Raw genomic sequence first — 25,878 nt, 5'->3', positions numbered from 1 at the left:
TGGTATCATTTATAGAGAAATGAGGTGATAACATGGCAAAACCAGTTGTTGCTATTGTAGGAAGAGCTAATGTAGGAAAATCTACATTATTCAATAAATTAATTAAGAAAAGAATCGCCATCACTCAAGATGATCCAGGTGTTACAAGAGATAGATTGTATATGGAAGCTGAGTGGCAAAATAAATATTTTACAGTTGTAGATACAGGTGGTTTGGAACCAAAAAGTAATGAAATCATTACTAAAAATATTAAAAAACAAACAGAACTTGCTATTGAGACTGCAGATGTTATTTTGTTTATGGTTGACGGTAAACAAGGCATCACTCCAATTGATATGGAAGTTGCCGATATGCTTAGAAGAACGAAAAAAAGCGTAATTTTAGTTGTAAATAAAATTGATCATATCAAACAACAGGACAATGTATATGATTTTTATAATCTAGGATTTTATGAAATATTTCCAATAAGTGCTTCAAATTCTATGGGGCTTGGAGATTTACTAGAAGCTGTTGTTTCAAAATTTGATGAAAATTCAAATACAGAATCTGATGATGATATAACCAAAGTATGTCTAATAGGAAAGCCAAATGTTGGTAAAAGTTCTTTGATTAATAATTTATTAAACGAAGAAAGAATGATAGTTACTGATATACCAGGAACGACAAGAGATGCTATAGACTCCAAGATTGACTACAAGGGAAATGAGTATATATTCATAGATACAGCAGGTCTAAGAAAAAGAAAAAAGATTGACACAGAAGTTGAGAGATATTCTGTTGTAAGGACTTTGTCAGCAATTGATAGGTCTGATATTTGCGTTCTAATGATAGATGCCACTGAAGGTGTTAGCGAACAGGATACAAAGATCTTAGGATATGCACATGATCAAGGTAAAGCTATGATAATTCTTGTGAATAAATGGGATCTTGTTGAAAAACAAACTAACACTATGAATGATTTCAAAAAAGATATCCGTACTAAATTGGGATTTGTAATGTATGTCCCTATCGTGTTCATTAGTGTAAAAGAAAACAAAAGAATAGATACGTTGTTTACTGAAATCGAAAAAGTAGATAATAATTATTCTATGAGAATTAGCACAGGTGTTTTAAATGATGTAATATCAAAAGCTGTTTTATTAAATCCACCACCATCAGATAAAGGTGTTCGTTTAAAAATCTTTTATATGACTCAGATAGAAGCCAGACCACCAAAATTTTTGGTGTTCATAAATAGAAATGATTTGATGCATTTTTCATACCAAAGATATATAGAAAATCAGCTAAGAGAAAATTTCAGTTTTGAAGGTGTTCCTTTGCAATTTGAATTTAAGACAAGGGGAAAATAGTGAATTATTTATATTTAATAGGCCTTGGAATAATATGTTATTTCATAGGTAATATAAGTGGTTCTATTCTGCTTTCTAAGTTGATTTATAAACAGGATATAAGAAATTACGGAAGCAAAAATGCAGGTGCAACCAATGCTTTAAGAGTTTATGGAGTGAAGTTTGGTTTGGCAACTTTTTTAATTGATTTCTTAAAAGGATTTTTGTGTGCATATTTGGGCTTTAAATTTTTTGGTAGTTTAGGTATACTAGTATGTGGGCTTTTATGTGTAATAGGACATATATTACCAATTATTTATAATTTTAAAGGAGGTAAGGGCATTGCGACATCTTTCGGTGTTTTATTGTTTGCCCAACCTTTACAAGTTTTGTTTTTATTAATATTGTTTTTAATAGTTGTACTTATAACTAAATATGTTTCATTGGGAAGCATAATAGGATGTGTTTCAGCTGTTATTTATGGATTAATTTACATTAGAAAAGACTTTTACATTGGTTTAATTTATATTTTGCTAGGAATAATATCATTATTCAAGCATAGATCCAATATAAATAGATTGATTCATGGAAAAGAAAGTAAATTAGGTAAAAATTAGGAGGAAAAAATGAAAGTATTAGTAATCAATTGTGGTAGTTCTTCATTAAAATATCAATTATTTGATATGACTGATGAAAGTGTATTATGTAAAGGATTAGTAGAAAGAATTGGAATTGAAGGTTCTAAATTAACTCATAAAGTTAATGGAGAAAAATTAGTAGTAGAAGAACCAATGAAAGATCATACTGAAGCTATTAACCATGTTTTTGATGCTTTATTAGACGAAAAATATGGCGTTATCAAGAGCTTAGATGAAGTATCTGCTATTGGTCACAGAGTACTACACGGTGGAGATAAATTAACTGAATCTTGCATTATTGACGATAAAGTAAAAGATAAGATTAGAGAATTTATCAAATTTGGTCCACTTCACAACCCAGCTAACTTAATGGGAATTGAAGCATGTGAAAAATTAGCTCCAGGAAAGAAAAATATCGCTGTATTCGACACTGCTTTCCATCAAACAATGCCAGCTAAAACATATATGTATGCTATTCCTTATGAATACTATGAAGATTACAGATTAAGAAAATTCGGCTTCCACGGAACAAGTCACAGATACATTACTTTAAGAACTCAACAATTATTAGGTAAAGACGACATCAATATTATTACAGTTCACTTAGGTAATGGTTCATCTATAGCAGCTGTTAAAAACGGAAAATGCTATGATACATCAATGGGACTTACACCATTGGAAGGACTTTTAATGGGAACTAGAAGTGGAGATTTAGATCCTACTGTAATGACATTTTTAATGAATGAAAAAGGATATTCAGCTGATGAAATGAACCAAATCTTAAATAAAAAATCAGGTGTATTAGGAGTTTCAGGAATTAGTTCTGACTTTAGAGATCTTGAAGAAGAAGCTGAAAAAGGAAATGACAGAGCTCAATTAGCACTTGATATGTTTATTGAAAGAGTTAAGAGATATATCGGTGGATATATGGCTGAATTAGGTCATGTTGATGCAATTTGCTTCGCTGGTGGTATCGGAGAAAATTCTTCTTCAATGAGAAAAGATATCTTAGATACTTTTGAAGAACTAGGCGTTAAATTAGACCTTGAAAAGAACAATACTCGTGAAGAAGCTTTAATCTCAGCTGATGATTCAAAAGTTAAAGTTTATGTTGTTCCAACTAATGAAGAATTAATGATTGCTAGAGACACTTTAGACTTAGCAAAATAATAATATTTTTATTGACAACTTAACATTATTATATTATAATTAACTACGTTGTTTGTATAAATTTTAAGGACTGAAGTCCTTAAGGAGGTGTAGCATGGCAGTACCAAAGAGAAAAACTTCTAAAACTAGAAGAGATAAAAGAAGAGCTTCTTCGTATAAATTACCAAGAGTTACTATAACTACATGTCCTAATTGTGGATCTCCAAAATTACCTCACAGAGTATGTAAAGAATGTGGGTATTACGATGGAAAACAAGTTGTAGATAATTCAGAACAAAACTAATGAAAAGAGAGCCGTTTAATTAATATTAAGCGGCTTTTTTATTTGTTTGATGTTATAACATATAATATTGTGATAGAATATACTAGAGGTGAAGTATGAAAATTTTATTAGATACTTTGGGTTCCGATAAAGGAGCATCAGAATTAATAGAAGGGGCTATAATGGCTCTTGAAAAAAAAGATTTTAACTTGACGATAGTAGGAAATGAAGAAGAAAATAGAAATATTGTAAATAAAAGATTTGAAGACAAAATAGATTTTGTAAATGCTACAGAAACCATTGAAAATAATGAATCACCAACGAAAGCAATAAGATCGAAAAAAGATTCTAGTATGAGAAAATGTTTTGATTTATTAAACGAAGATTACGATGGGTTCTTATCGACAGGCTCTACTGGCGCTTTATTGACAGGAGCTACACTTATAACAAAAAGGCTTGATAATGTATCTAGACCTTGTTTAATGGTTACAGTACCTAGCTTAAAGGATGATGTGGTAGTATTAGATGTTGGAGCTAATGTTGATGTCACTTCTGAGTTATTAGAACAATTTGCAAAAATGGGATATGTATATTTCAAAAATATTTTAGGAAAAGAGGATTGCAAAGTAGGTTTATTAAATATTGGAGTCGAAGAACATAAAGGAGATTCATTAAGATTAGAAACATACAAAAATTTATCAAAATATCCTTATTTTAAAGGTAATGTTGAAGCAAGAGATGTTTTAAAGGGTGATTTTGATGTTGTGGTAACTGATGGTTTTTCAGGAAATATTCTTCTAAAAACAATAGAAGGTTCCGTTGAGTTTATTAAAACTTTAGCTAAGTCAAAATTATCTAAACTTGATGAAAAATCTCAACAATATATTATTCCTATGATTAAATCAATGAGTACAGGTATTGATTATAACAGTGTTGGATCTGCACCATTTTTAGGCACGAAGAAGCCAGTTTTTAAAGCTCATGGGTCATCTAATAGGGACGCTATTATGTCTGGGATTTTAACACTTATAAAATTCGTTGAAGAAGATGTTACTGATAAATTAAAAAAGGAGTTAGCAAATGAATAAAGAAATTTATGAAAAAGTTGTTGAAGGCTTGAAAAATGAATTTAATAAAGATGATATAGATGAAAAAACAAGATTTGTAGAAGATCTTAAAGCAGATTCAGTACGACTATTGGAAATTGTAATGGATGTAGAAGAAGAATTTGATATTGAACTTGATGACGAAAAGTTATCAGAATTAAAAAATGTAGAAGATGTAGTTAATGAAATTGAAAGGGCACAAGGAAAATAGTTGTGGATAAAGTTAGAATTGAAATGCTACATGAACTAGAAGAAAAATTAGATTACAGGTTTACAGATATTAATCTGTTAAACCTGGCTTTTTTTCATAGCTCATACGGAAATGAAAACAAATCATATAAAGATATTTCAAACGAAAGATTAGAATTTTTAGGAGATTCAGTCTTGGATCTAATTATTAGTGATTTCTTGTATAATAGTAAATCTTCGTTAAAAGAAGGTGCTATGACAAAGATTAGAAGTCAAATGGTATGTGAAAAATCTTTCTCAAATATGGCCAAGTATTTAGAATTAGGAAAATATTTAATGATGGGTCATGGTGAATTTATTTCAGGTGGCAGTGAAAAACCTAGTGTACTTGCTGACACTTTCGAAGCAGTTTTTGGTGCAATATATTTGGATTCTGGTTATGAATCGGCTTTTAAAATTGTAGAAAATAAGTTTAAAAGTCTATTCATAGCTGAAATAGAAACAAAGTCTAGTTTTATTGACTATAAGACTATGTTACAGGAAAATAATCAGAAAAATTCAAGAGATAAATTGAAGTACAAGATTGTTAAAGAAGAAGGCCCAGATCACGACAAAAAATTCTATGTTGATGTTTACGAAGGTAACTTAGTTATAGGATCTGGCTTTGGTTCTTCAAAAAAACACGCAGAACAAGATGCTGCTAGAAACGCCTTGATTAAATTAAGGGTAATAAATGAGTAAGAAAAATTACATTGTATCATTGTTCATTCCTCATTTAGGTTGTCCAAATGATTGTATTTTCTGTAATCAACGCAAAATCACAAATTATATTGAAGTCGTTAAAAAAGATGAAATAAGAAATGAAATTAGAAATCAACTTGCAAATTTTCCTAATAAAAGTCAAGAAGATATTCAGATAGCTTTTTATGGTGGATCATTTACAGGAATTGAAGAAACTGCTATGATTGACTATTTAAAAATAGCAAATGAATTCATTGAAGACGGTAAAGTTAGATCTATTAGACTTTCTACAAGACCTGATTATATTGATGAACACATTTTAAATATTCTTAACGAATTTAACGTAGAAACTATAGAATTAGGTGTTCAATCAATGGTAGATAGTGTATTAGAAGCAAATTTAAGATGTCACGATAGTCAGTGCGTTAGAACATCTTCTGAGTTAATAAAATCTATGGGATTTAGTTTAGGGCTTCAAATGATGACAGGCTTATACAAATCAACTCCAGAGATGGACTTATATACTGCAGATGAATTAATCAAGTTACAACCTGATTTTGTCAGAATATATCCAACTTTAGTTATAAAGAATACTATGCTTGAAACTTATACCAAATTAAATAAATATAGTCCGGAAAGTTTGCACGATTCGGTCGAAAATTGTACCAAAATATATTTGAAATTTATAAATGCTAATATACCAGTTATTAGATTAGGTCTACTAAATACAGAAAATATAAAACAAGGCGAGGATGTAGTTGCGGGTGCAATTCATCCAAATTACAGACAACTTGTAGAAGATAATTTGTACAGAAACGTTATAGATTATATCTTGAAAAATGAAAATCTTGAAACACTTGAAATACATGCCAAATCAAATATTTTGAATAATTTTGTCGGCTATAATGGGGAAAACAAAAAATACTTTAAAGAAAAGTATCGATTAAAAACCATAAAATATTCTAATTCAGATAATAACTTTTTAGTGTTAGATAATATCAATAAAATTGATGTTAATTTAGAAAATATTTTTAAAAACATCGAAAAAGAGGTGTAGTTGTGGGATTAAAATCAGTTGAGATACAAGGTTTTAAATCTTTTAAAGATAAAATAAAATTGAATTTTGATAATCCCATAACAGCAATTGTTGGGCCAAATGGTAGCGGGAAGTCAAATATCTCAGATGCTATATTGTGGGTTTTAGGTGAACAATCAGCCAAAAATCTCCGTGGAAATAAAATGCAAGATGTTATTTTTGCGGGAACTCAGAAAGAAAAACCGGTTAACTTTGCACAAGTTTCTATAACTTTTGAAAATGACTTATGGAAAGACATTGATTATCAAGAAATTACAGTAACGAGAAGAGTTTTCCGTACTGGTGAAAGTGAATATTACATCAATAAAAATCAAGTTCGACTAAAAGATGTAAAGGAATTATTTTTAAATACAGGAATTGGAAAAGAAGGGTATTCTGTAATAGGTCAAGGTAAAATCGACGAAATTCTGTCATCAAAAAGCGAAGATAGAAGAGAATTATTCGAAGAAGCATCTGGAATTTCTAAACAAAAGTACATTAAAGAGCAAAGTGTTAAAAAACTTGAACGAACTAATGAGAATTTACTAAGAATTGAAGATATATTGATTTCACAAGTTGATAGATTAAAATATTTAGAAAAAGAAAGTAAAAAAGCTAAACAAGGAATTGTTCTGGAAGAAAAACTAAAGGAAATGGAAATCCAAAAAGCTTTATTGAATATCGAAAAACTTTCTATTACACTGAGTGATGTCATTGAGAAAAAAGAAAATAATGATAAAAGTTTGATTGACTTAAAATCAAAACTTATAAAATTTGAAAATAAAAGAAATGATTTATTAAAAAACATTAATAAAATAGATATAGATACCGAATTAAAAATCTCTAAATTAGCTGATATTAAGAGTCAAAAAATAAAAAATGAGTCAGATATTCAATTAAATGATGAAAGACTTAAAAATAGCAACGCTGAATTAGAGAGACTAACAAAAGAAAACGAGGATTATTCATCAGAAATTAAAAATCTAATATCAAAAATTGATGATTTACAGAATACAATAAAAAATTCAGAGAAAAAGCTTGCAGAAATAAATTCAAATTTAGAAAAATTGAATATTGATGATTCTGAAGATGAGCTTAATGTTAAAAAAGAATTGAGCGATAAAAAGTCTGAAGAATTAAATAAATTACAGTCAATTTATACACAACATATTATAGAAAAATCTTCACGTGATGCTATTGAACAAGAAAGATTGAAGGAAATATCAGAGGTAAAAAAGCAAAAAGAAGAATCTGAATTCAAATTAAATCAATTAGTAGAAGCATTACGAAATTTAGAAGAAATGCTAAGTGATTATGACAAAAGTTTGGATAATTTAAATAAAGAAAAAGCAGAATTTTCTAGAATTTTAAATGATAAAGAGAAAGCTTTAATTGATTTAAGAGACAAATTATCTAACTTAAAGGAAGAATCGATAACTAGCAAAAACAAATATATGTTTTTGAAAAATACAATAGATAATCACGAAGGATACAACTTTACAGTTCAAAACTTTTTTAAAAAGTTAAATCCTAGTTTACAAGATAAAGTAATAGGGACACTTGGAGATTTAATCAGTGTAGAGAAACAGTATGAGAAATCTGTAGATGCAATAATGTCATCAGCGTTTCAAAATATTATTATTAGAAATGAAAATGATGGTAAGGAATTAATTAGTTTTTTGAAGTCAAATAAGATAGGAAGACTTACTTTTTTACCATTAAATAAAATAAAATCTAGAAATTATAATTATGTAAAAGATGAATTGGTACTTGGACATTTAAATGAATTTATAAAATCTGATGAAAAATATAGGAATATTGTAGATTATTTTTCACAGAAAACACTTGTCACTCAAAACATGGACGATGCGATTATCGTAAGTTCAAAATACAAAAACTTTAGAATAGTTACATTAGATGGGGATATCATTAATAATTGGGGTTCAATGGTAGGTGGATATAAAAAGCCTTCTAATTACTCAATACTATCGACGAAAAACAGCTTAAATTCTGTTGAAAGTATATATAAAAACTGTGTTAATCAATACAACGATTTGAAAAAAACATACGAAGAAAACTTCGATACTATCAATAAAAACAAATCCGATTTAGAAATTATTGAAGATAAGCTTATTAGATCAAGAACTGAAAGGGATGCTTGTTATAGCAACATCAAGGACAAACAATTTGAAATTAAATATTTGAAATCTAATATTAGTGATTTCGATAATAAGTTGAATTCAAGTACGACACTAAGTGAATCCAATGATTTACAAGAAACTGATTTAAAAAATCAAATTGTCGAATTAGAAAGTGTTTTAAAAGAATTAAGTGTTGAAATTGACAAATTAGAAGAACAATATAATTCGGACAAAATGAATATGGTTAGTTTAAAATCCGAATATTCTTCTCTACAAAGGGATTTAAATATATTTAATAATCAGTTAAATGACGCAAAAATTAGGAAAGAATATTTGGAAGATAACTTTAAAGTTAATTCAGTTAAAATTGATGAAATTAATAAAAATATTTCTAAGTATAAAATTCATAAAAATGATATAAAATCTAAAACTGTTGATTATGATGATATTATTTCTGGGCTAAATAATGAAATTTTAGATATGAAGTCCAATATGAATGAATTCAAATCAGAGTTAACAAAGATTGAACAATCAATATATGATTCAAATGCTAGTGTTCAAAAAACAGAAATTAGCAATAATTCATTAATTGAAAAGGCTTTAAATACAACAGAGAAGTTAAATAATATCAAAATAGATATTAATGAGCTTTATGATATTAATATCGATACAATAGAATCTAATCCTGATATTAAAGTTAGTCAGAAAGAAATCAATAAAATTACCAATGATTTAAGAAATATTGGATCTTTCTCTGTAGATAGCATTCAAGAATATGAATCAGTTAAAAAAGAATTTGATTTTATGACGAAAAATAAAAATGATTTAATTGAATCCAGGGAAGATATCATGAGCGCTATTAATAAGCTTAATAGAGAAATGAAAGAAGTATTTACCAAAAAATTTGAAGAAATAAACACAAAATTTGTTGCAATTTTCAAACAGCTTTTTAATGGTGGATACGCAAGTCTTAAATTGACCGAAGATGATGTTCTAAGTTCTGGAATTGAAATAACTGCTCAACCACCTGGGAAGAAACTTCAAAGTCTAAATTTATTGTCCGGTGGTGAAAGATCGTTGACAGCGGTAGCATTGCTTTTTGCGATTTTTGAGACAAGACCTTCTTCTTTTTGTATATTAGACGAAATAGATGCTGCTTTAGATGAAATAAATATTAAGAGATACAAGGAATATTTAATTAAATTTAAAGAAAAAACTCAATTCATTATTATTACACATAGAAAAAGTACAATGGAAATAGCTAACATATTATATGGAATAAGTATGGAAAAAGATGGAATATCTAAAATGATTAAATTAGATGTAGATAGGAGAGAGATATGCTAAATAAGTTCTTTGATAAGTTTAAGTCTAAAAAAGACGACGAAGAAATAAAAAACACAGAAGAAGATTTACAACAAGAAGAATTAGAAAATAGTCAATCCAATGAAAATATAGAAAAAATCGAAGAAGTCGTTGAAGACAAAAATGAAGATTCTGAAACTAATAGCGAAAAACATCCAGAAGAATCCGAAGAAATTAATGAAGATAAAGAAGAAAATAAAGAAGGATTTTTTGAAAAATTAAAGAATTCATTACTTAAAACTCGTGACAATATTTCTAATAAGATTGATCAAGTTTTAGCTAATTATAGAACTGTAGATGAAGAATTATTCGAAGAAATTGAAGAAACTTTGATTTCAGCGGACATTGGCGTTGAAACTACATTAAAAATTGTGGGTCAATTGAGAGATAAAGTAAAGCTTAATAACATTCAAGATCCAAGTAAAATAAAAAATGTTTTGGCTGATATTTTAAAAGAAAATATAATTAACGATAAAATTGACAATGATTTAAATGTAGATGATAAAACTATTATTTTAGTAGTTGGAGTAAACGGTGTTGGAAAAACTACTACAATTGGCAAATTAGCCATGAAATTTAAAAAGGATGGAAAAAAAGTTTTGATGGTTGCAGCCGATACTTTCAGAGCAGCAGCTATAGAGCAGCTTACTGAATGGGCAAATAGAGCTAAAGTTGATATTATAAGTCATAATGAAGGATCTGATCCAGCAAGTGTTGTTTTTGATGGTGTTAGTGCTATGAAAAGTAGGAATGCAGATATATTAATTTGTGATACAGCAGGAAGACTTCATAATAAAAAGAATTTAATGAATGAGTTGAATAAAATTAAAAGAGTTATTGAAAAAGAGTATCCAGAAGCTAAAAAAGAAATTTTACTCATTGTCGATGGAACTACTGGGCAAAACGCGATTATTCAAGCAAAAGAATTTATGAATGCAACTGATTTAACAGGGGCTATAATTACAAAACTAGATGGTACAGCTAAAGGTGGAATGATATTTCCACTAGAAATGGAATTGGGTATTCCAGTAAAATTCATCGGAATTGGCGAACAAGTTAATGATTTGGTTAAATTTGAACCAGAAAAATTTATAGAAGCAATAATAAATTAAAATTGAATTTTTTTTCATTTTTTGATAAAATTTGTGTGTGGAGGAATAACATGGATAATAAATTTAATAACGGATCTGTTAAGATCTCTAATGACATAATTTCCCTTATTGCAGCAGAAGCTTGCATGGAAGTTGAAGGTGTAAAAGCTATTATGACACCACAATCAGAAAAAGTAAATATACAAAAAGGAGCTCAAAAATCAGTAATCATTGAAATTCTTGACAATGCTGTAAATGTAAGAGCCCATATTGAAGTAGATTCTGATTATAACATCAAGGATATATGCTATAAGGTGCAAAAGAAAATAAAAGAAAATATCGGCATGATGACTGGGTTAGTTGTCATAAATGTAGATGTTGTTTGTGAGAAAATAAGTATTTAATGTAACCCTCTTATCAGAGGGTTATTTTCTTGGAGGAAATATGTCAAGAAGACAATCTAGAAAAAGCGCAATGCAATTAATCTATGAAATGAATATGAATGGAGATTATGATAAAAATAGAATTGAAGAATTTTGTAAATATCAGAATATTAATAAAAATGATATAGTATTTTTTAAAGAAATTGTATTAAATTTTATTGAACATATTGATGACATAGTAAATATTATAGAAAACAACACAAAACAATGGAACTTGGACAGAATTAACAAACTAGATTTATCGATTTTACAAGTTGGTGTTTGCGAAATTCTATATGTGGAAAGCACTCCAGATAGTGTTGCAATTAATGAATCTGTTGAATTAGCGAAAGAATATTCTACAGAAAAATCATACAGTTTTATTAACGGTATACTAGGTTCTGTATTAAAGAGAAAAGAAAATGCAAGTTTATAGTGTTAAAGAGATCTCTGATTATATTCAAAACACTTTGAAGAAGGACCCGATTCTAGCAAACGTGTGGGTTGAAGGTGAGATTTCAAATTTTAATAAAAATATTTCTGGACATGTGTATTTTAGATTAAAAGATGAAAAAGCATTGATTTCTTGCATGATTTTCAAAACAATGTCTCTGGCAAAAACTATTAACTTAAAAGATGGGGATAAAGTTCAATTAAGAGGAAGCATAACAACATATCAAGGATCAAGCACTTATCAACTTCTTGTAAAAGAATGTAAAAAATCAGGGACTGGAGATCTTTTTCAAAAGTATTTAGAGTTAAAAGAAAAGCTTGAACAAGAGGGTTATTTTTCAGAATCAACAAAAAAATCTATAACCAAATATCCTAAATCTATCGGAGTAATTACTTCTTCTACGGGAGCTGCTGTAAATGATATTTGTCGAACAATAAAGAGAAGATATCCTATTTGCGATATATTGATATATCACTGTGTTGTTCAAGGAGAACAATCGGCAGAATCTATTATCGAAGGTATTAAATATATGGATGAGCAAAATCTTGATACTATTATAGTAGGAAGAGGCGGCGGAAGTTTTGAGGATCTAAATTCATATAATGATGAAAATCTTTTAAAAACTATTTACAATGCAAAGACTCCTATAATTAGTGCAGTTGGTCATGAAAATGACTTCATGCTTTCTGATTTTGTAGCAGATTTAAGAGCGTCTACTCCAACAGCAGCCGCTGAATTAGCGACAGCAGATTTTGAGGAATTAAAAATCTATTTACAAGAAAGTTACGCTAAAATAAATAGAATTTTATCAAGAAGATTTGAAGATGAAAATCAAGAATTAGAGTATTATGGAAAGCAGTTAGAATTTTTGGGTCCAAAAAATATAATTAAGGAACATATGGATAATCTTCAACAACTTAAAGATAATCTGAAGAAAGCTTATAAGAAAAATTTGGTAGATAAATATAATCAAGAATTAAATATTTACCACAAATTAAATTTGTTAAAACCTGACAAGTTATTATCTTTGGAAATTGACAAACTAAATAAGATTCGAATAACAATGATTAAAAATTTGATCTCAAATATTAGATACCAAGAATTGATTTTAAATTCATATAAGAATAATTTATTGCATCTTAATCCAAGCACTATTTTAGAAAAGGGATATGCAAAAGTATTAAAAGATGATAAGAATATATCTTCTGTTGATGACGTCATGAAAAATGATAATATTATTCTGATAATGAAAGATGGTAAACTTGATACACTTGTTCAAAATAAGGAGAAGTTCAATGAATGAATACAGAGAATATGACGAAGGATTAAAAAGACTTAGTGAAATCGTTGAAAAATTGGAAGATAGAGAATTAAGTCTTGAAGAAAATATAAAGTTATACGAAGAAGGCATGAAGCTTCACAAGAGATTAAGTTCTATTTTAAAAGAACAAGAAGGTAAAATGACTTTGATTAAAGATAACAAAGAAGAAGATTTTCAAATAAACATGCTTTTAAGTGATGATAATGAATAGTAAGGAAATTATAAATTTAATAAACACTTCATTAAAAAACATAAAATTTTCCGATGATAAAATTGGCGAAGCTCTGCGCTACACCATTGTTGACGATGGTGCAAAAAGACTAAGACCACTTTTGTTTTTGTTAACTTATCAAATGTTTAATGAATCGATAACTGAATCTATAAATTACGCACTTGCTATAGAATTAATTCACAATTATTCATTAGTGCATGATGACTTGGAATGTATGGATAATGACGAATATAGAAGAGGGAAGTTAACGGTTCATAAAAAATACGGAGAAGATATTGCAGTTTTAGTAGGGGATGCACTTTTGAATTATTCATTTGAAGTATTATCTGAATCGATTAAGAACGAAATTGACGCAAAGTGTGCAAATTATATCGTAAAGAAATCAGGTTGTTTTGGCATGATAAAAGGTCAACTTTTGGATATTGACAGTGAGATTTCTGAAAAAAATATTATTGAAATTTACGATAAAAAAACGTGTAATTTACTTAAAGCATCTACTGTATCTGCTGGAATTTTAAGTAGGGTTGGCGATAATACATTATTAAAACTAGAAGATTATGCTTTTAATCTAGGAATGGCGTTTCAAATAATTGATGACATTATGGATTATGAGAATGATTTAAAAATTAACAAAAAAACTTATGTCACTATTTTTGGAAAAGAAAAAGGCATTGATGATGCAAATAAGTATTCTCAAAGAGCTATAGAATGCATTCAAGATATAGACAATTCACAACCTTTGATTGAGCTTACAAATAAATTGTTGGACAGGAAATATTAATATGAGAATTGATGTGTATTTATGTGAAAACAACTTCGCATCTTCTAGAACAAAGGCAAAATCTCTGATTGAAAATGAATTGGTTTATTATAAAGGTAATCTAGTAAAGAAACCATCACTTGAAATAAATTCTGATGAAGTTGAAGTAAAAGAACACACTGAATATGTTGGAAGAGGAGCTCTGAAGCTTTTAAAAGCTTTTGAGGTATTTAACATAGGTAAGCATGATTTGTGCTTAGATATAGGATCATCTACTGGTGGCTTTACTCAAGTTTTATTAAAAAATAATGCAAAAGAAGTCTATGCTATTGATGTTGGCAATAATCAAATGGTTGACGAACTTAGACATGATAGCAGGGTTAAATTATTCGAAAATACAAATTTTCGAAATATTAATGTAGATGAGTATCCTAAATTTGATTTGATAGTATGCGATGTATCTTTTATATCATTGAAAATGATTATTCCAAATGCCGTTAAGATGCTAAAAAATAATGGCGAAATGATATTTCTGATAAAGCCGCAGTTTGAATTAAAATCAAAAAATCATATAATTAATAATAAAAAGGAACATTTATCTATAATAAATGATATTAATAATTATCTAAATGATGAAGGATTGTATATTTCTGAGATGACACATAGTCCGATAAAAGGTAAGAGTGGCAATATAGAGTATTTAATCCATATTACGACTTTAGATAATAAAAATATAAAATTCAAGGATGTTGTGGATACAGCATTTAATAGATTGAGGTAAAAATATGAAAAAATACACAAGACAAAGATTAATTCTAGACTTAATAGAAGAAAATGAAATAAGAACTCAGGAAGAACTTTCTGACTATTTAGAAGCTCATGGAGTTAGAGCTACACAAGCTACTATTTCTAGAGATATAAAAGAATTAAGAATATCAAAAGTTCAAACTAGAGAAGGCGAATATCATTATGCAATAATTGACACTGTACACGATTCATTAAACGAAAGATTAGATAAGATTTTCAGATCTGCAGTGTTGACTATCAAGCACAATGAAGATATGGTAATTATTAAAACAATATCTCACACTGCAACAGTATGTGGTATGGCAATTACAAACGCTAAATTAGACAATATAGCAGGAATTCTAACAGGTAACGATACTATTTATATAACTGTTGAAGATAAGTCTGGATTGGAAAAATTAGTTTCAGAAATCAAATCAATCATCAGGTAAAAAAATGTTAAATTCTCTTTATATAGAAAATTTTGCGATAATTGACAAAATCAATGTCGATTTTACAAATGGACTTAATATCATAACTGGTGAAACTGGTTCAGGAAAATCAATTTTGATAGAAGCTTTTGAACTTCTTTTAGGACAAAGATTTAACAAAAGTTTTGTCAGAGACTCTTCAAAAAAAACTATTGTTGAAGCGACATTTACAATAGCTGATAATTCTAAAATTAAATTTTTAGAAGACATGGGATACAATGCTGAAGATGGAGTAATAATAATTTCAAGAATTGTAGATACTAATTTAAAAAGCATAAATAAATTAAACAATAGATCAATCACACTTAGCACACTAAATGAATTAATGAGTAAATTTGTTGACATTCATGGACAAAATGGAACTCAATCACTATTGAATAAGGATTTTTATTTAGATTTAATTGATTCATTTGATAAGGAAGAAACTTTTAAAATCAAAACTGAGTTAAGAGAAATTCTTAATCATATTGCAGAATACAAAAAAGCGTACAAGAGTTTTAATATTTCAAATGAAGAAAAGGATAGACAACTCGATATAATAAATTATCAAATAGAAGAAATATCACAAATAGATCTTGATAACTTGGATGAAGAAGAACTTGAAAATGAGTATAATAAACTATCTAATGTTAATTTGATTAAAAATAATATCGGTGAAATATTAAACATGTATTCAGATGAAAACTACAATGAACAAGATATAAACACTATGTTTAATATTGTTTTAAGCAAGATGGATTCCATATGTGAGTTTGATAATGAAGTGAATTCTTTTAAGCAAGATTTGGATAAGATTTATTATGAGATGGACGACTTGTTCTCAAGGATTAGTTCATATTCATCAAGCATCTATCAAGATGAGTTCAAATTAAATGATTTAGAAAATAAAATAGCAATAATTACAAATTTAAAGAGAAAATACGGAAAATCTATTGATGATATAATTTCATTTAGACAAAATTTGGAACGTAGACTTAAAGAATTGAATGAAATTACAGAAAATAAAAGAAAATTCAAGGAATTAATTGATTCAGACAAGAAGAAAGGACTTGAATTATCAGATAGACTTCATAAAATTAGAAAAGAAATTGTTTCTAAATTAGAAAAATTAATAGTTCAAAATCTAAAAGATTTGAATATGAAACATGCTGATTTTCAGGTCAAATTTGAAAAACTTTCTGATTTCAATGAAAAAGGTTATGATTCATTGGATTTTATGATTAAAACAAATTTAGGACAAGATTTAAAACCAATGGCATCTATTGCATCTGGCGGAGAAATTTCACGAATTATGCTTGGATTTAAGTCAGTTATATCAGATTTTGAAGATATTAATACTCTTATTTTTGACGAAATTGATACTGGAATCAGTGGCAGAACGGCATTGGTAGTAGGTGAAAAACTTATTGATTTATCAAAAGACAAACAAGTGATTTCAATAAGTCATTTACCTCAAATAGCTTCATTGAGCGATAATCACATTTTAATTGAAAAGATTGATTGTAGTAACGAAACAAAATCAATTTTAAAAGTATTAACTCCTGAAGAAAAGGTAAATGAAATTTCGAGATTGATCGGAGGAATAAACATCACAGAAACGACAATTGAACAAGCAAAATTAATGATCAATCAAGCAAATGAATTAAAAAATGATAGGAGATAATTATGGATTATGAAGAAAAAACTATAAAGAGTGAAATGATATATGAGGGAAGAATTTTAAACCTTAGATTAGATACGGTTGAACTTCCAAATAGAAAATACTCAAAAAGAGAAATTGTAGAGCATGCAAATGCTGTGTGTATAATCGCAGTAAAAGATAATAAATTATTTTTTGTTAGTCAATATAGAAAAGCTATAGACCAACAATTAATGGAATTACCAGCAGGGTTAATTGAACACAATGAAACACCAAAAGACGCGGCGATAAGAGAAATGAGGGAAGAAATAGGTTATAATTGTAAGATCTTAACTTATCTGTTCGACGCTTATTCTTCTCCAGGTTTTAGTGATGAAAAAGTAAGTTTCTTTTTGGCTGAAGAATTATTCAAAGACGAACTAGAAGCTGATGACGATGAATTTTTAAATATAGAACTTATAGAACAGGAAAAATTAATTCAAATGATAGAGGACGGAGCTATAATTGATGGTAAGACAATTATGGGAATTCTATATTTTTTAAGGAATGTGAATAAATGTTAGAAACGATAAATCATTACATTATAATTATATTTGTATTGCTACCAACAATTGTTCTTCATGAACTCGCTCACGGTTATGTTGCATATTGGATGGGCGATAATACGGCAAAGAATATGGGAAGATTAAGCTTCAATCCTATTGATCATATTGATCCATTAGGTGCAATTAGTTTGATTTTATTTAAGTTTGGTTGGGCAAAGCCAGTTCCAATAAACTCATATAATTTTAGAAAAAGACATTTGGGAATGTTCTTGGTTTCAATTGCGGGAGTTACCGTTAATTTGATTTTAGGACTAATATTTTCGTTTTTATATGTTAAATTTTCTCATGTAAATCCTGTAGTTTCAGAAATTTTGAGTTTATTTATTGTGTATAACGTGTATTTCGCTGTATTTAACTTAATTCCTGTTCCACCTTTAGATGGTTCAAAGGTTGTAACGGCATTTTTTCCAGGAAAATTTTTAGATTTTATGGCAAAATATGAAAAATACACTTATTTTATATTGCTGATATTAATATTTTCAGGTGTGTTAGGTAAAGTTTTAACGCCTATAACATCATTTATAATTGATAAATTTTTAAGGTTAGCAATTGCACTATGAGTTTAATTATTGAAACTGAAGAATTCAACGGTCCAATGGATCTATTATTAAACTTGGTTGAAAAAGAAAAAATTGATATAGAAAATGTTGATTTAGCAAAAATCACAAATAAATTCATTGAAGAAGTTGAGAATTTGAAAAATCATTCTACTAAAGATTTGACTGATTTTATTTACTTAGCTTCTACTTTGTTATATATAAAATCAAAAAAATTATTACCAAAAAATGATTTTGATGAAGATGATCAGATAGATGAAGATTTGATTAAACAACGATTAATAGAATATAAAAAATTTAAAGAGATTTCTAAGCAATTGATTGGATTAGAAAACATCTCATCGAAACATTTTAGAAAAATTCAAGAGGATTTGTCGGCTTATCAATCTGAAAAAGAAAATTTGATTGTTCCAGATGTTAATTTATTATCTGAAACTTTGTTAGAAATATTAAATAGAGAAGATAATAGAATTGTAATTGAAGAAACAGAAATTATTGAAGCAGAAGAATATAAAATTGAAGATTGTATTGAAGATATATTGTGGAAGGTAGAAAAAAATAGAACATATAGTTTTTCATCTTTTTTATCACAAAAGACCAATAGAAATGAAGTTATATCTGTTTTTTTAGCTTTACTAGAATTATTAAAATCAAACATATTAAAAGTTGTAAAAAATGAGGATAATATGGAAATATTAATGAGGTAATTATGGAAGATAAAATTATTCGAAATAAAATTGAATCTTTACTTTTCTTATGGGGTGAACCATTAGATATTTCTTCAATATCTGAAGCCATAAACCTTGGCAAAAAAGAAACTAGAAATATGCTCGATGATTTAATTAAAGAATACGAATATAGAAACACTTCTCTGGAAATCAGATGCATCAACGATAGCTACCAAATTCAAACTAAAAAAGAATACTACGAATTTTTAAAAGAAATTTTTGTGAAAAATAAAAATACAAGATTAACTAATACCACCATGGAAGTTTTATCGATTATAGCTTACAAACAACCTATAACCAGAATTGAAATAGATGAAATAAGAGGAGTAAAATCTAGTTCATCAATTGACACTTTAACCAAAAAAAATCTAATAAAAGAAGTCGGAAGACTTGATAAAATCGGGAAGCCTATATTGTATGGTACTACGGATCAGTTCCTGTATTATTTCAATATTAATTCTTTGGAAGATCTTCCAAAATTAAACGAAATAGAAAAACTTATAAAGGAAAAAGAAAATGAGAATAAATAAGTTCATCGCACAAAGTGGATATTGTTCGAGAAGAAAGGCTGATGAACTAATCAAAAACTCAAAAGTTTGTGTCAATGGGACAATACTCCTGGATTTATCATATCAAGTAAATGATCGTGATATTGTTGAAGTCGAAGGCAAGAAAATTAGCAAAAAAGAAGAAAAAATTTATATTGCTATAAATAAACCTATCGGATATACTTCTACAGTTAAGGATAAATTTGCTGATAAAAAAGTTGTGGATTTAATCAAATCTAAGACAAGAGTTTATCCAGTTGGGCGTTTGGATAAAGATTCTCATGGATTATTAATTTTAACGAATGATGGTGAGTTAACCTATGAACTAACTCATCCTAAATTTGAGCATAAAAAAGTTTATGAGGTTTTAGTCAAAGGGAAACCAACTAAAGATAAAATACAAGAATTAAAAAATGGAATAGTCTTAGACGGCTATAAATTAAAAAAATCAAATATAGAATTTATTGCAAATGTAAAAGATAATACAAAGTATATGGTAACTATTTATGAAGGCAGAAACAGACAAATCAGAAAAATGTTTGATTATATAAATCATCCGGTTTTGGATTTAAAAAGAGTTCAAATTGGTAATTACAAAATGGGAAATAATTTAAAAAGTGGAGAATACGTACTGTTAAAAAATGAAGATTTGGATTTAATAAGAGGTAAATATGATAGAAGTAAGACTTGCAAATAACAAAGACGAAAAAATTTTAAAAAAATTTAACCTAAATATGGAAGAAATCGTGGGGAATTTTTGCTTTTTATATATTGACGACTTAAAACCAAAAGGATATTCTCTGATTAGGACAGAAGGTACAATAGCAAATATAGCAGATTTTCAATTAGAAGAGGATGATTCTAGTAAGTTGTTTTTCCTAAAAAGTATAGGAATGAATTTGAGAGATTTTGGTATTGAAGAGTTTTATGATAATAATGGCTTAGTAAAATCATTTTTTGCAAATCAGGGTAAGATAGATTTTAATTTACTTTTTAGAGGAAGTTGCAATGATTTATAATAATACCAAAACATTAGTCGAATCATTGATGAAGGATAAAATACCAACTTCAAAAATTTGTTTAGATATGACATTTGGAAACGGACATGATTCGTACAAAATGATATCTATAAACGAAAATATAAGAGTTTATGGATTTGATATCCAAAAAAGTTGTATCGATAATGCTATAAAAATTGATAATTTAAAAGTTATTAATGATTCTCATTTAAATTTTGAAAAATATACTAATGAAAAAATCGATTTTGCAGTATTTAACTTAGGATACCTTCCAGGTGGAAATAAAAATCTTACAACTGATTATGACACTGTAATTAAAACTTTAGAAAAACTTTTAAAAGTTATGAACATAGAAGGTCAAATTGTTATTACTTTTTATCCTGGACATAAGCCAGGATTTGAAGAGAGCATAAACATAATTGAATTCCTAAAAAAATTAAACCAAAAAGAATTCAACGTTATTAGATACGATTTTATAAATCAAATAAACAATCCCCCTTTTGTTTGCTTAATTGAAAGGATTAAATAATGAATGTAGCGATAATAGGAGCAGGTGCAGCAGGATTAATGGCTGCAAGCTTCATTAAAGATGAATATGAAATTCATATTTTTGATCATAATGAAAAAATAGGTAAGAAGTTGTTTATTACCGGGAAAGGAAGATGCAATATTACCAATTCTTGTGAAATACAAGATTTGATTGAAAATATGAATACAAATAAATATTTTTGTTACAGCCCATTTTATGACTTTACAAATGAACAAGTCATAAATTTTTTTAATTCAAATGGTCTTAAAACAAAAGTTGAAAGTGGGAATAGAGTTTTTCCTCAAAGTGATAAATCTTCAGATGTGATCAAAGTATTTGAAAAAATTTTGAAAGATAAGAATGCAGAATTACACTTAAATGAAAAGGTGAATAAAATCTATAAGTCGAACAAATTTTATCTCACTACAAGTAATGATGAATATGCATTTGATAAAGTAATCATAGCTTGTGGTGGTAAATCATATCCAAATACAGGCTCAGATGGATCACTTTACAATCAAATAACTAAGCTAGGTCACACTATTCATGAAATGAAGCCTGGTTTAAGTGCAATTATTTTAAAAGAAAATGTAGAAGAATTAGAAGGCGTTAGTCTTAAAAACGTCGGATTAAAATGTTATTTTAATAAGAAATTGATATTTAATGATATAGGTGAAATGATTTTTACAAGAAAAGGAATTTCAGGTCCTTTGGTACTTACTTTATCAAGTATTTTATGCAACAAAAATGGAGATATTAAAATATCAATAGACTTGAAGCCAGGATTGACAGATCAAAAACTTGATGATAGGATTTTAAGAGATTTCAGCGAAAATCAAAATAAAACTATTGAAAATGCCATAAGTAGAATAACGATAAAAAAATTGATACTCCCAATTTTAAAATCTGCAAATATAAATCCAAATAAAAAGGTAAATGAAATAACAAAATCTGAACGTGATAATTTAAGAAGAACTTTGAAAAGTTTTGATTTTACTTATGTATCAAATGAAAAGCTTGATTATGCAATTATTAGTGTGGGAGGGATCGATGTAAATGAGATTGATCCAAGCACAATGGAATCTAAACTTGTAAAAGATTTGTATTTTTGTGGAGAAATTATTGATGTTGATGGTTTTACAGGAGGATTTAACTTACAATTTGCTTTTTCAACGGGTTATTTAGCGGGGATAAATATATGAAAAAAATCAAATACGAAAACGAATCAAAACTTTACGGTGAAATTAATGAATATATCAAAGACAAGAATTTTGATATATTATTGATATCTACACCAAAAGTTATGAAGGAAATTTTCGACGATAGTTTAATTAAAACAAATAAAAATATTTTAATTTCATCTAGAATGCTCAGAAAAAATGACGATGACAATGTGTATATTGAATTGATTAATAATGACGTATATTCTGTTACAGTAGATGGACCTAGTGGATCTGGTAAATCAACAGTATGTAAATTGATCTCAGATATATTAAACATTGAGTATTTGGACACGGGATCAATGTATCGTTCTCTTGCTTATTTTTGTTTGAAAGAAAATGTCAATTTGGAAAACGAAGAAGAAGTTATGCAAGTATTGAACATCTTAGATATAACATTTGAATCATCCAAAATTAAAGTAAACGGAGAATTCTTGAATGATAAAATAAGAACTAATGATGTATCAATGGCTGCATCAAAGGTTTCAACATATTATTCTGTAAGGGAAAAATTAGTTGAAATTCAAAGACAGATTGCGAGTGACAAAGCGATTATTCTTGATGGAAGAGATGCTGGTACTAACATACTAAAGAACGCTGATTACAAGTTTTATTTGGATGCATCACCAGAAGTAAGAGCAAAAAGAAGATTTGATGAACAAAAAGACGATTCTTCTTATGAAAAGATTCTAAAAGACATAAAATTAAGAGATGAACAGGATAAGAACAGGAAATATGCTCCGTTGAGACAAGCAGAAGATGCTGTTCTCATCAATTCTGATGATATGAGTATTGATGAAGTTGTTGAAAAAATAATAGAGATAATTAGAGGTAGAAATGTTTTATAGGTTTGCAAGATTTTTATTGAAAATAATATTTAAAATAAGATACAGATTAGTTGTTCATGGAAATACGAATCTACCTGAAACTCCTTTAGTTATTTGTGCAAATCACATTAATTTATGGGATCCAATTTTATTAGCGATAATTTTTGATAGACCGATACGATTTATGGCAAAAAAAGAATTATTTGAAAATAAATTTTTAGGATTTTTACTGGAGAAGTTTGGAGCTTTTCCGGTTGATAGAGATAACGTAAATATTAAAACGATAAAAGAATCTATCAAGCTTGTTAAAAACAACGAAGTTTTGGGAATATTTCCTGAAGGAACGAGAGTAAAAACAGTAAGTGAAGAAAATATGAAAACAGGAGTTGCTATGATTGCGTCAAGAGCAGGAGCAGATGTTATCCCTGTATTCATAAATTCTGAATATAAGTTCAGATCAAAAGTAGAAGTATTCGTAAGAGACAAAATAGCGATATCAAGCTTTGATGATATTTCAAAAGATATGAGAAACAAAGAAATAACTAAAGCTATTTACGAAAATATTTACAAGGTGAACTGATGAATATAATAGTACAACAAAATGCGGGATTTTGTTATGGAGTTAAAAGAGCAATAGAGATAATTGAAAATGACCCATCAGAATTAAAGTATACTTTGGGTCAGCTAATCCATAACGAACAAGAATGTAAAAGATTAGAAGCTCTAGGTATAAAACAGATAGATGATTATACTCAAGCTGAGAAAGGATCCACGATTTTTATTAGATCTCACGGAGCAACATTAAAATTAAAAGAAGAAATAAAAAATAATGGATACAAATTAGTAGATTTAACTTGCCCCTCACTATTAAAAATTTATGAAAAAATAAATAAGAAATATGAAGAAGGTTACAAGATTGTTATTATTGGAGATCCTAATCATCCGGAGATTATAGCAATGAAAGGACAAGTTGAAAATAATGTTGAAGTGGTGAACTCAATTGATGAGGCGAAAAAAATAAAAGGTGAAAAATTATATGTAATTTCACAAACTACTAATTTAAAGAGGAAATTTTTGGAAATTTCTGATATAATAGTAAGAGGTAATACTAACGTTGTGATAGATAATACTATTTGTGGGGCTACAAAAAGCCGACAAATGGCTTGTTTAGAGCTTTCTAAGAATGTCGATTGTATGATTGTGATTGGTGGCTTAAATAGTTCTAACACAAATAAATTGTATGAAATTGCAAAACAAAATTGCAAAAAAGTTTTAAGAATTGAAACATACAAGGATATTTGTATCGATGATAGTATTATTGAATCTAAATTATTAGGTATTACAGCTGGTGCGTCCACACCGGCTTGGATTATTGAGGAGGTTGTAAATTTAATGGATAATTACAGCAAGGATTTTATGGAACAAGTAGAAGAAAGCATGAATAAGATTTACCCAAAAGAAATCGTAAAGGGTGAAGTTATTTATGTAACAGATGATGAAGTCATGGTTAATATTGGCTATAAGGCTGATGGTATTATTAAACTAGACGAATTATCAACAGAAGAAGGTAAATTACCTAAGGATTTGTACAAACAAGGCGACGAAATCGAAGTTTACGTTATTAAGCTAGATGACGGAGAAGGAAATGTTGTACTTTCTACAAAAAGAGTTGAAGGAATTAAAAACTGGAAGAATTTAGTTTCTAGTTTCGACAATGATTCAACTGTAGAAGCAAAAGTTACACAAGTAGTAAAAGGCGGCTTAATAGCTACAATTGATAATGTAAGAGCTTTTATACCAGGTTCTCAAGTAACTACTCACTTTGTAAAAGATTTATCTAAATATGTAGGAGAAACTTTGGTATGTAAAGTTTTGAATATAGATGAAAAGAAGAGACGTTTAGTTTTATCTCACAGAGCTGTTGTAGAAGCAGAACAAAAAGAAATCGAAGATAAAGCTTGGGAAAACATAACTGTTGGCGAAACAATTACTGGTAAAGTACAAAGATTAACAGACTTTGGTGTATTTATCGATTTAGGTGGAGTAGATGGTTTACTTCATATTTCAGATATTTCTTGGAATAGAATTGAGTCACCAGAAGATGTTTTAAAAGTTGGAGATGAAATCGAAACTTTAGTTCTTAAAGCTAACAGAGAAAAGAATAGAATCTCACTTGGCTTGAAACAATTACAACAAAAACCATTTGACGCTTTCGTTGAAAATAATCACGAAGGAGATGTTATTGAAGGCGAAGTTGTAAACTTAGTTGACTTTGGTGCTTTTGTTAAATTAGCTGAAGGAATTGAAGGCTTAGTTCACGTTTCTGAAATTTCAAATGAACACGTTGACAAACCATCAGATGAATTAAATATTGGTGATACAGTTAAAGTTAAGATCTTAGAAATCAATCCTGAAAAGAAGAGAATAGCTTTAAGTATGAAAGCTTTATTACCAAAACCTGAAAAACCAGAAAGAAAACCAAGACCTAAAAAAGTTAAACCTAAAAAAGTAGAAACTAAACCAGAATCAAGTGAAGAAACTTTGATCAACAGTGATTTAGGTGCATTATTAGATTTAAAATTAAAAGAAATCGAAGAAGATAACTAAAATCTACTTTATATCCAAAAAGCCAAA

29 protein-coding genes are annotated in these 25,878 nt (G+C 28.2%); all 29 read left to right on the top strand.

Features of this window, described 5'->3' with window-relative positions; all coding sequences use genetic code 11:
• Positions 1 to 32 precede the first annotated feature (32 nt).
• The 29 genes from der to B9N53_RS03505 all read left to right on the top strand — a co-directional run bounded on the left by der (position 33) and on the right by B9N53_RS03505 (position 25,851).
• Entirely contained in the window at positions 33 to 1,349 is a 1,317-nt protein-coding gene (gene der / locus B9N53_RS03645) for a ribosome biogenesis GTPase Der (protein WP_094203726.1), read from the top strand.
• Positions 1,349 to 1,945 carry a glycerol-3-phosphate 1-O-acyltransferase PlsY gene (gene plsY, locus B9N53_RS03640; protein WP_094203725.1) on the top strand — a complete coding sequence of 199 codons (597 nt, stop codon included), beginning with the start codon at positions 1,349 to 1,351 and terminating at the stop codon, positions 1,943 to 1,945. The genes der and plsY overlap by 1 nt, the downstream gene beginning before the upstream one ends.
• A gap of 9 nt (positions 1,946 to 1,954) precedes the next feature.
• Positions 1,955 to 3,136, top strand: coding sequence for an acetate/propionate family kinase (locus B9N53_RS03635; RefSeq protein WP_094203724.1), 1,182 nt, complete (start codon positions 1,955 to 1,957; stop codon positions 3,134 to 3,136).
• A gap of 94 nt (positions 3,137 to 3,230) precedes the next feature.
• Positions 3,231 to 3,419: a 50S ribosomal protein L32 gene (gene rpmF / locus B9N53_RS03630; RefSeq protein WP_002836538.1), complete on the top strand. Its 189-nt coding sequence runs from the start codon at positions 3,231 to 3,233 to the stop codon at positions 3,417 to 3,419.
• 95 nt (positions 3,420 to 3,514) lie between these two features.
• Complete coding sequence (gene plsX / locus B9N53_RS03625; RefSeq protein WP_094203723.1) at positions 3,515 to 4,486, top strand: phosphate acyltransferase PlsX; 972 nt, start codon at positions 3,515 to 3,517, stop codon at positions 4,484 to 4,486.
• Entirely contained in the window at positions 4,479 to 4,715 is a 237-nt protein-coding gene (locus tag B9N53_RS03620) for an acyl carrier protein (protein WP_094203722.1), read from the top strand. Before plsX ends, B9N53_RS03620 begins: the two co-directional genes overlap by 8 nt.
• A gap of 2 nt (positions 4,716 to 4,717) precedes the next feature.
• Positions 4,718 to 5,434 carry a ribonuclease III gene (gene rnc, locus B9N53_RS03615; protein WP_094203721.1) on the top strand — a complete coding sequence of 239 codons (717 nt, stop codon included), beginning with the start codon at positions 4,718 to 4,720 and terminating at the stop codon, positions 5,432 to 5,434.
• Positions 5,427 to 6,491 carry an elongator complex protein 3 gene (locus B9N53_RS03610; RefSeq protein WP_094203720.1) on the top strand — a complete coding sequence of 355 codons (1,065 nt, stop codon included), beginning with the start codon at positions 5,427 to 5,429 and terminating at the stop codon, positions 6,489 to 6,491. The genes rnc and B9N53_RS03610 overlap by 8 nt, the downstream gene beginning before the upstream one ends.
• A gap of 2 nt (positions 6,492 to 6,493) precedes the next feature.
• Positions 6,494 to 9,997, top strand: coding sequence for a chromosome segregation protein SMC (smc, locus tag B9N53_RS03605; protein WP_094203719.1), 3,504 nt, complete (start codon positions 6,494 to 6,496; stop codon positions 9,995 to 9,997).
• Positions 9,991 to 11,127 carry a signal recognition particle-docking protein FtsY gene (gene ftsY / locus B9N53_RS03600; RefSeq protein ID WP_094203718.1) on the top strand — a complete coding sequence of 379 codons (1,137 nt, stop codon included), beginning with the start codon at positions 9,991 to 9,993 and terminating at the stop codon, positions 11,125 to 11,127. The genes smc and ftsY overlap by 7 nt, the downstream gene beginning before the upstream one ends.
• A gap of 50 nt (positions 11,128 to 11,177) precedes the next feature.
• Positions 11,178 to 11,510: an Asp23/Gls24 family envelope stress response protein gene (locus tag B9N53_RS03595; protein WP_094203717.1), complete on the top strand. Its 333-nt coding sequence runs from the start codon at positions 11,178 to 11,180 to the stop codon at positions 11,508 to 11,510.
• A 40-nt stretch (positions 11,511 to 11,550) separates the two neighbouring features.
• Positions 11,551 to 11,964, top strand: a complete 414-nt coding sequence (gene nusB, locus B9N53_RS03590; protein WP_094203716.1) for a transcription antitermination factor NusB — start codon at positions 11,551 to 11,553, stop codon at positions 11,962 to 11,964.
• A complete protein-coding gene (gene xseA, locus B9N53_RS03585) occupies positions 11,951 to 13,285 on the top strand; it encodes an exodeoxyribonuclease VII large subunit (protein ID WP_094203715.1) in 1,335 nt (444 codons plus the stop codon). The genes nusB and xseA overlap by 14 nt, the downstream gene beginning before the upstream one ends.
• A complete protein-coding gene (gene xseB, locus B9N53_RS03580) occupies positions 13,278 to 13,514 on the top strand; it encodes an exodeoxyribonuclease VII small subunit (RefSeq protein ID WP_012290659.1) in 237 nt (78 codons plus the stop codon). Before xseA ends, xseB begins: the two co-directional genes overlap by 8 nt.
• Positions 13,507 to 14,316 carry a polyprenyl synthetase family protein gene (locus B9N53_RS03575; RefSeq protein WP_094203714.1) on the top strand — a complete coding sequence of 270 codons (810 nt, stop codon included), beginning with the start codon at positions 13,507 to 13,509 and terminating at the stop codon, positions 14,314 to 14,316. Before xseB ends, B9N53_RS03575 begins: the two co-directional genes overlap by 8 nt.
• Before the next feature lies 1 nt (position 14,317).
• Positions 14,318 to 15,076 (top strand): TlyA family RNA methyltransferase, encoded by a 759-nt coding sequence (locus tag B9N53_RS03570; protein WP_094203713.1) that lies wholly within the window; start codon positions 14,318 to 14,320, stop codon positions 15,074 to 15,076.
• Positions 15,077 to 15,080: 4 nt separating this feature from the next.
• Positions 15,081 to 15,533 carry an arginine repressor gene (locus tag B9N53_RS03565; RefSeq protein ID WP_002836519.1) on the top strand — a complete coding sequence of 151 codons (453 nt, stop codon included), beginning with the start codon at positions 15,081 to 15,083 and terminating at the stop codon, positions 15,531 to 15,533.
• 4 nt (positions 15,534 to 15,537) lie between these two features.
• On the top strand, positions 15,538 to 17,235 hold the full coding sequence (gene recN, locus B9N53_RS03560) for a DNA repair protein RecN (RefSeq protein ID WP_094203712.1): 1,698 nt from the start codon (positions 15,538 to 15,540) through the stop codon (positions 17,233 to 17,235).
• A 2-nt stretch (positions 17,236 to 17,237) separates the two neighbouring features.
• Complete coding sequence (locus B9N53_RS03555; RefSeq protein ID WP_094203711.1) at positions 17,238 to 17,774, top strand: NUDIX hydrolase; 537 nt, start codon at positions 17,238 to 17,240, stop codon at positions 17,772 to 17,774.
• Positions 17,768 to 18,376, top strand: a complete 609-nt coding sequence (locus B9N53_RS03550) for a site-2 protease family protein (RefSeq protein WP_094203710.1) — start codon at positions 17,768 to 17,770, stop codon at positions 18,374 to 18,376. The genes B9N53_RS03555 and B9N53_RS03550 overlap by 7 nt, the downstream gene beginning before the upstream one ends.
• Positions 18,373 to 19,080 (top strand): segregation and condensation protein A, encoded by a 708-nt coding sequence (locus tag B9N53_RS03545; RefSeq protein WP_094203709.1) that lies wholly within the window; start codon positions 18,373 to 18,375, stop codon positions 19,078 to 19,080. The genes B9N53_RS03550 and B9N53_RS03545 overlap by 4 nt, the downstream gene beginning before the upstream one ends.
• Positions 19,081 to 19,082: 2 nt before the next feature.
• Positions 19,083 to 19,631 (top strand): SMC-Scp complex subunit ScpB, encoded by a 549-nt coding sequence (gene scpB, locus B9N53_RS03540; RefSeq protein WP_094203708.1) that lies wholly within the window; start codon positions 19,083 to 19,085, stop codon positions 19,629 to 19,631.
• Positions 19,618 to 20,346, top strand: coding sequence for a pseudouridine synthase (locus tag B9N53_RS03535; RefSeq protein WP_094203707.1), 729 nt, complete (start codon positions 19,618 to 19,620; stop codon positions 20,344 to 20,346). The genes scpB and B9N53_RS03535 overlap by 14 nt, the downstream gene beginning before the upstream one ends.
• On the top strand, positions 20,321 to 20,668 hold the full coding sequence (locus B9N53_RS03530; protein ID WP_094203706.1) for a hypothetical protein: 348 nt from the start codon (positions 20,321 to 20,323) through the stop codon (positions 20,666 to 20,668). Before B9N53_RS03535 ends, B9N53_RS03530 begins: the two co-directional genes overlap by 26 nt.
• A complete protein-coding gene (locus B9N53_RS03525) occupies positions 20,658 to 21,197 on the top strand; it encodes a tRNA (mnm(5)s(2)U34)-methyltransferase (protein WP_094203705.1) in 540 nt (179 codons plus the stop codon). Before B9N53_RS03530 ends, B9N53_RS03525 begins: the two co-directional genes overlap by 11 nt.
• Entirely contained in the window at positions 21,197 to 22,399 is a 1,203-nt protein-coding gene (locus B9N53_RS03520; RefSeq protein ID WP_094203704.1) for an NAD(P)/FAD-dependent oxidoreductase, read from the top strand. The genes B9N53_RS03525 and B9N53_RS03520 overlap by 1 nt, the downstream gene beginning before the upstream one ends.
• Positions 22,396 to 23,265: a (d)CMP kinase gene (gene cmk / locus B9N53_RS03515; RefSeq protein ID WP_094203703.1), complete on the top strand. Its 870-nt coding sequence runs from the start codon at positions 22,396 to 22,398 to the stop codon at positions 23,263 to 23,265. The genes B9N53_RS03520 and cmk overlap by 4 nt, the downstream gene beginning before the upstream one ends.
• Positions 23,255 to 23,824 (top strand): lysophospholipid acyltransferase family protein, encoded by a 570-nt coding sequence (locus B9N53_RS03510; protein ID WP_094203702.1) that lies wholly within the window; start codon positions 23,255 to 23,257, stop codon positions 23,822 to 23,824. Before cmk ends, B9N53_RS03510 begins: the two co-directional genes overlap by 11 nt.
• Entirely contained in the window at positions 23,824 to 25,851 is a 2,028-nt protein-coding gene (locus B9N53_RS03505; RefSeq protein ID WP_094203701.1) for a bifunctional 4-hydroxy-3-methylbut-2-enyl diphosphate reductase/30S ribosomal protein S1, read from the top strand. The genes B9N53_RS03510 and B9N53_RS03505 overlap by 1 nt, the downstream gene beginning before the upstream one ends.
• The last annotated feature ends 27 nt before the right edge of the window (positions 25,852 to 25,878 follow it).

This window comes from Finegoldia magna, assembly GCF_002243175.1.
Classification (GTDB): domain Bacteria; phylum Bacillota; class Clostridia; order Tissierellales; family Peptoniphilaceae; genus Finegoldia; species Finegoldia magna_J.
Note: the sequence above shows the minus strand (reverse complement) of the source record. Positions and strands in the feature narration are given on the sequence as shown.

Excerpts from the sequence above, each read along its gene's own strand:
- scpB (WP_094203708.1), top strand. The coding sequence starts at position 19,083 with ATGGAAGATAAAATTATTCGAAATAAAATTGAATCTTTACTTTTCTTA.
- B9N53_RS03565 (WP_002836519.1), top strand. The coding sequence starts at position 15,081 with ATGAAAAAATACACAAGACAAAGATTAATTCTAGACTTAATAGAAGAA.
- B9N53_RS03570 (WP_094203713.1), top strand. The coding sequence starts at position 14,318 with ATGAGAATTGATGTGTATTTATGTGAAAACAACTTCGCATCTTCTAGA.
- B9N53_RS03610 (WP_094203720.1), top strand. The coding sequence starts at position 5,427 with ATGAGTAAGAAAAATTACATTGTATCATTGTTCATTCCTCATTTAGGT.
- B9N53_RS03595 (WP_094203717.1), top strand. The coding sequence starts at position 11,178 with ATGGATAATAAATTTAATAACGGATCTGTTAAGATCTCTAATGACATA.
- plsX (WP_094203723.1), top strand. The coding sequence starts at position 3,515 with ATGAAAATTTTATTAGATACTTTGGGTTCCGATAAAGGAGCATCAGAA.
- B9N53_RS03550 (WP_094203710.1), top strand. The coding sequence starts at position 17,768 with ATGTTAGAAACGATAAATCATTACATTATAATTATATTTGTATTGCTA.
- B9N53_RS03555 (WP_094203711.1), top strand. The coding sequence starts at position 17,238 with ATGGATTATGAAGAAAAAACTATAAAGAGTGAAATGATATATGAGGGA.
- xseA (WP_094203715.1), top strand. The coding sequence starts at position 11,951 with ATGCAAGTTTATAGTGTTAAAGAGATCTCTGATTATATTCAAAACACT.
- rpmF (WP_002836538.1), top strand. The coding sequence starts at position 3,231 with ATGGCAGTACCAAAGAGAAAAACTTCTAAAACTAGAAGAGATAAAAGA.
- B9N53_RS03535 (WP_094203707.1), top strand. The coding sequence starts at position 19,618 with ATGAGAATAAATAAGTTCATCGCACAAAGTGGATATTGTTCGAGAAGA.
- B9N53_RS03545 (WP_094203709.1), top strand. The coding sequence starts at position 18,373 with ATGAGTTTAATTATTGAAACTGAAGAATTCAACGGTCCAATGGATCTA.
- der (WP_094203726.1), top strand. The coding sequence starts at position 33 with ATGGCAAAACCAGTTGTTGCTATTGTAGGAAGAGCTAATGTAGGAAAA.
- B9N53_RS03505 (WP_094203701.1), top strand. The coding sequence starts at position 23,824 with ATGAATATAATAGTACAACAAAATGCGGGATTTTGTTATGGAGTTAAA.
- B9N53_RS03620 (WP_094203722.1), top strand. The coding sequence starts at position 4,479 with ATGAATAAAGAAATTTATGAAAAAGTTGTTGAAGGCTTGAAAAATGAA.
- ftsY (WP_094203718.1), top strand. The coding sequence starts at position 9,991 with ATGCTAAATAAGTTCTTTGATAAGTTTAAGTCTAAAAAAGACGACGAA.
- xseB (WP_012290659.1), top strand. The coding sequence starts at position 13,278 with ATGAATGAATACAGAGAATATGACGAAGGATTAAAAAGACTTAGTGAA.
- B9N53_RS03525 (WP_094203705.1), top strand. The coding sequence starts at position 20,658 with ATGATTTATAATAATACCAAAACATTAGTCGAATCATTGATGAAGGAT.
- nusB (WP_094203716.1), top strand. The coding sequence starts at position 11,551 with ATGTCAAGAAGACAATCTAGAAAAAGCGCAATGCAATTAATCTATGAA.
- B9N53_RS03520 (WP_094203704.1), top strand. The coding sequence starts at position 21,197 with ATGAATGTAGCGATAATAGGAGCAGGTGCAGCAGGATTAATGGCTGCA.
- B9N53_RS03635 (WP_094203724.1), top strand. The coding sequence starts at position 1,955 with ATGAAAGTATTAGTAATCAATTGTGGTAGTTCTTCATTAAAATATCAA.
- B9N53_RS03575 (WP_094203714.1), top strand. The coding sequence starts at position 13,507 with ATGAATAGTAAGGAAATTATAAATTTAATAAACACTTCATTAAAAAAC.
- B9N53_RS03510 (WP_094203702.1), top strand. The coding sequence starts at position 23,255 with ATGTTTTATAGGTTTGCAAGATTTTTATTGAAAATAATATTTAAAATA.
- B9N53_RS03530 (WP_094203706.1), top strand. The coding sequence starts at position 20,321 with ATGATAGAAGTAAGACTTGCAAATAACAAAGACGAAAAAATTTTAAAA.
- cmk (WP_094203703.1), top strand. The coding sequence starts at position 22,396 with ATGAAAAAAATCAAATACGAAAACGAATCAAAACTTTACGGTGAAATT.
- recN (WP_094203712.1), top strand. The coding sequence starts at position 15,538 with ATGTTAAATTCTCTTTATATAGAAAATTTTGCGATAATTGACAAAATC.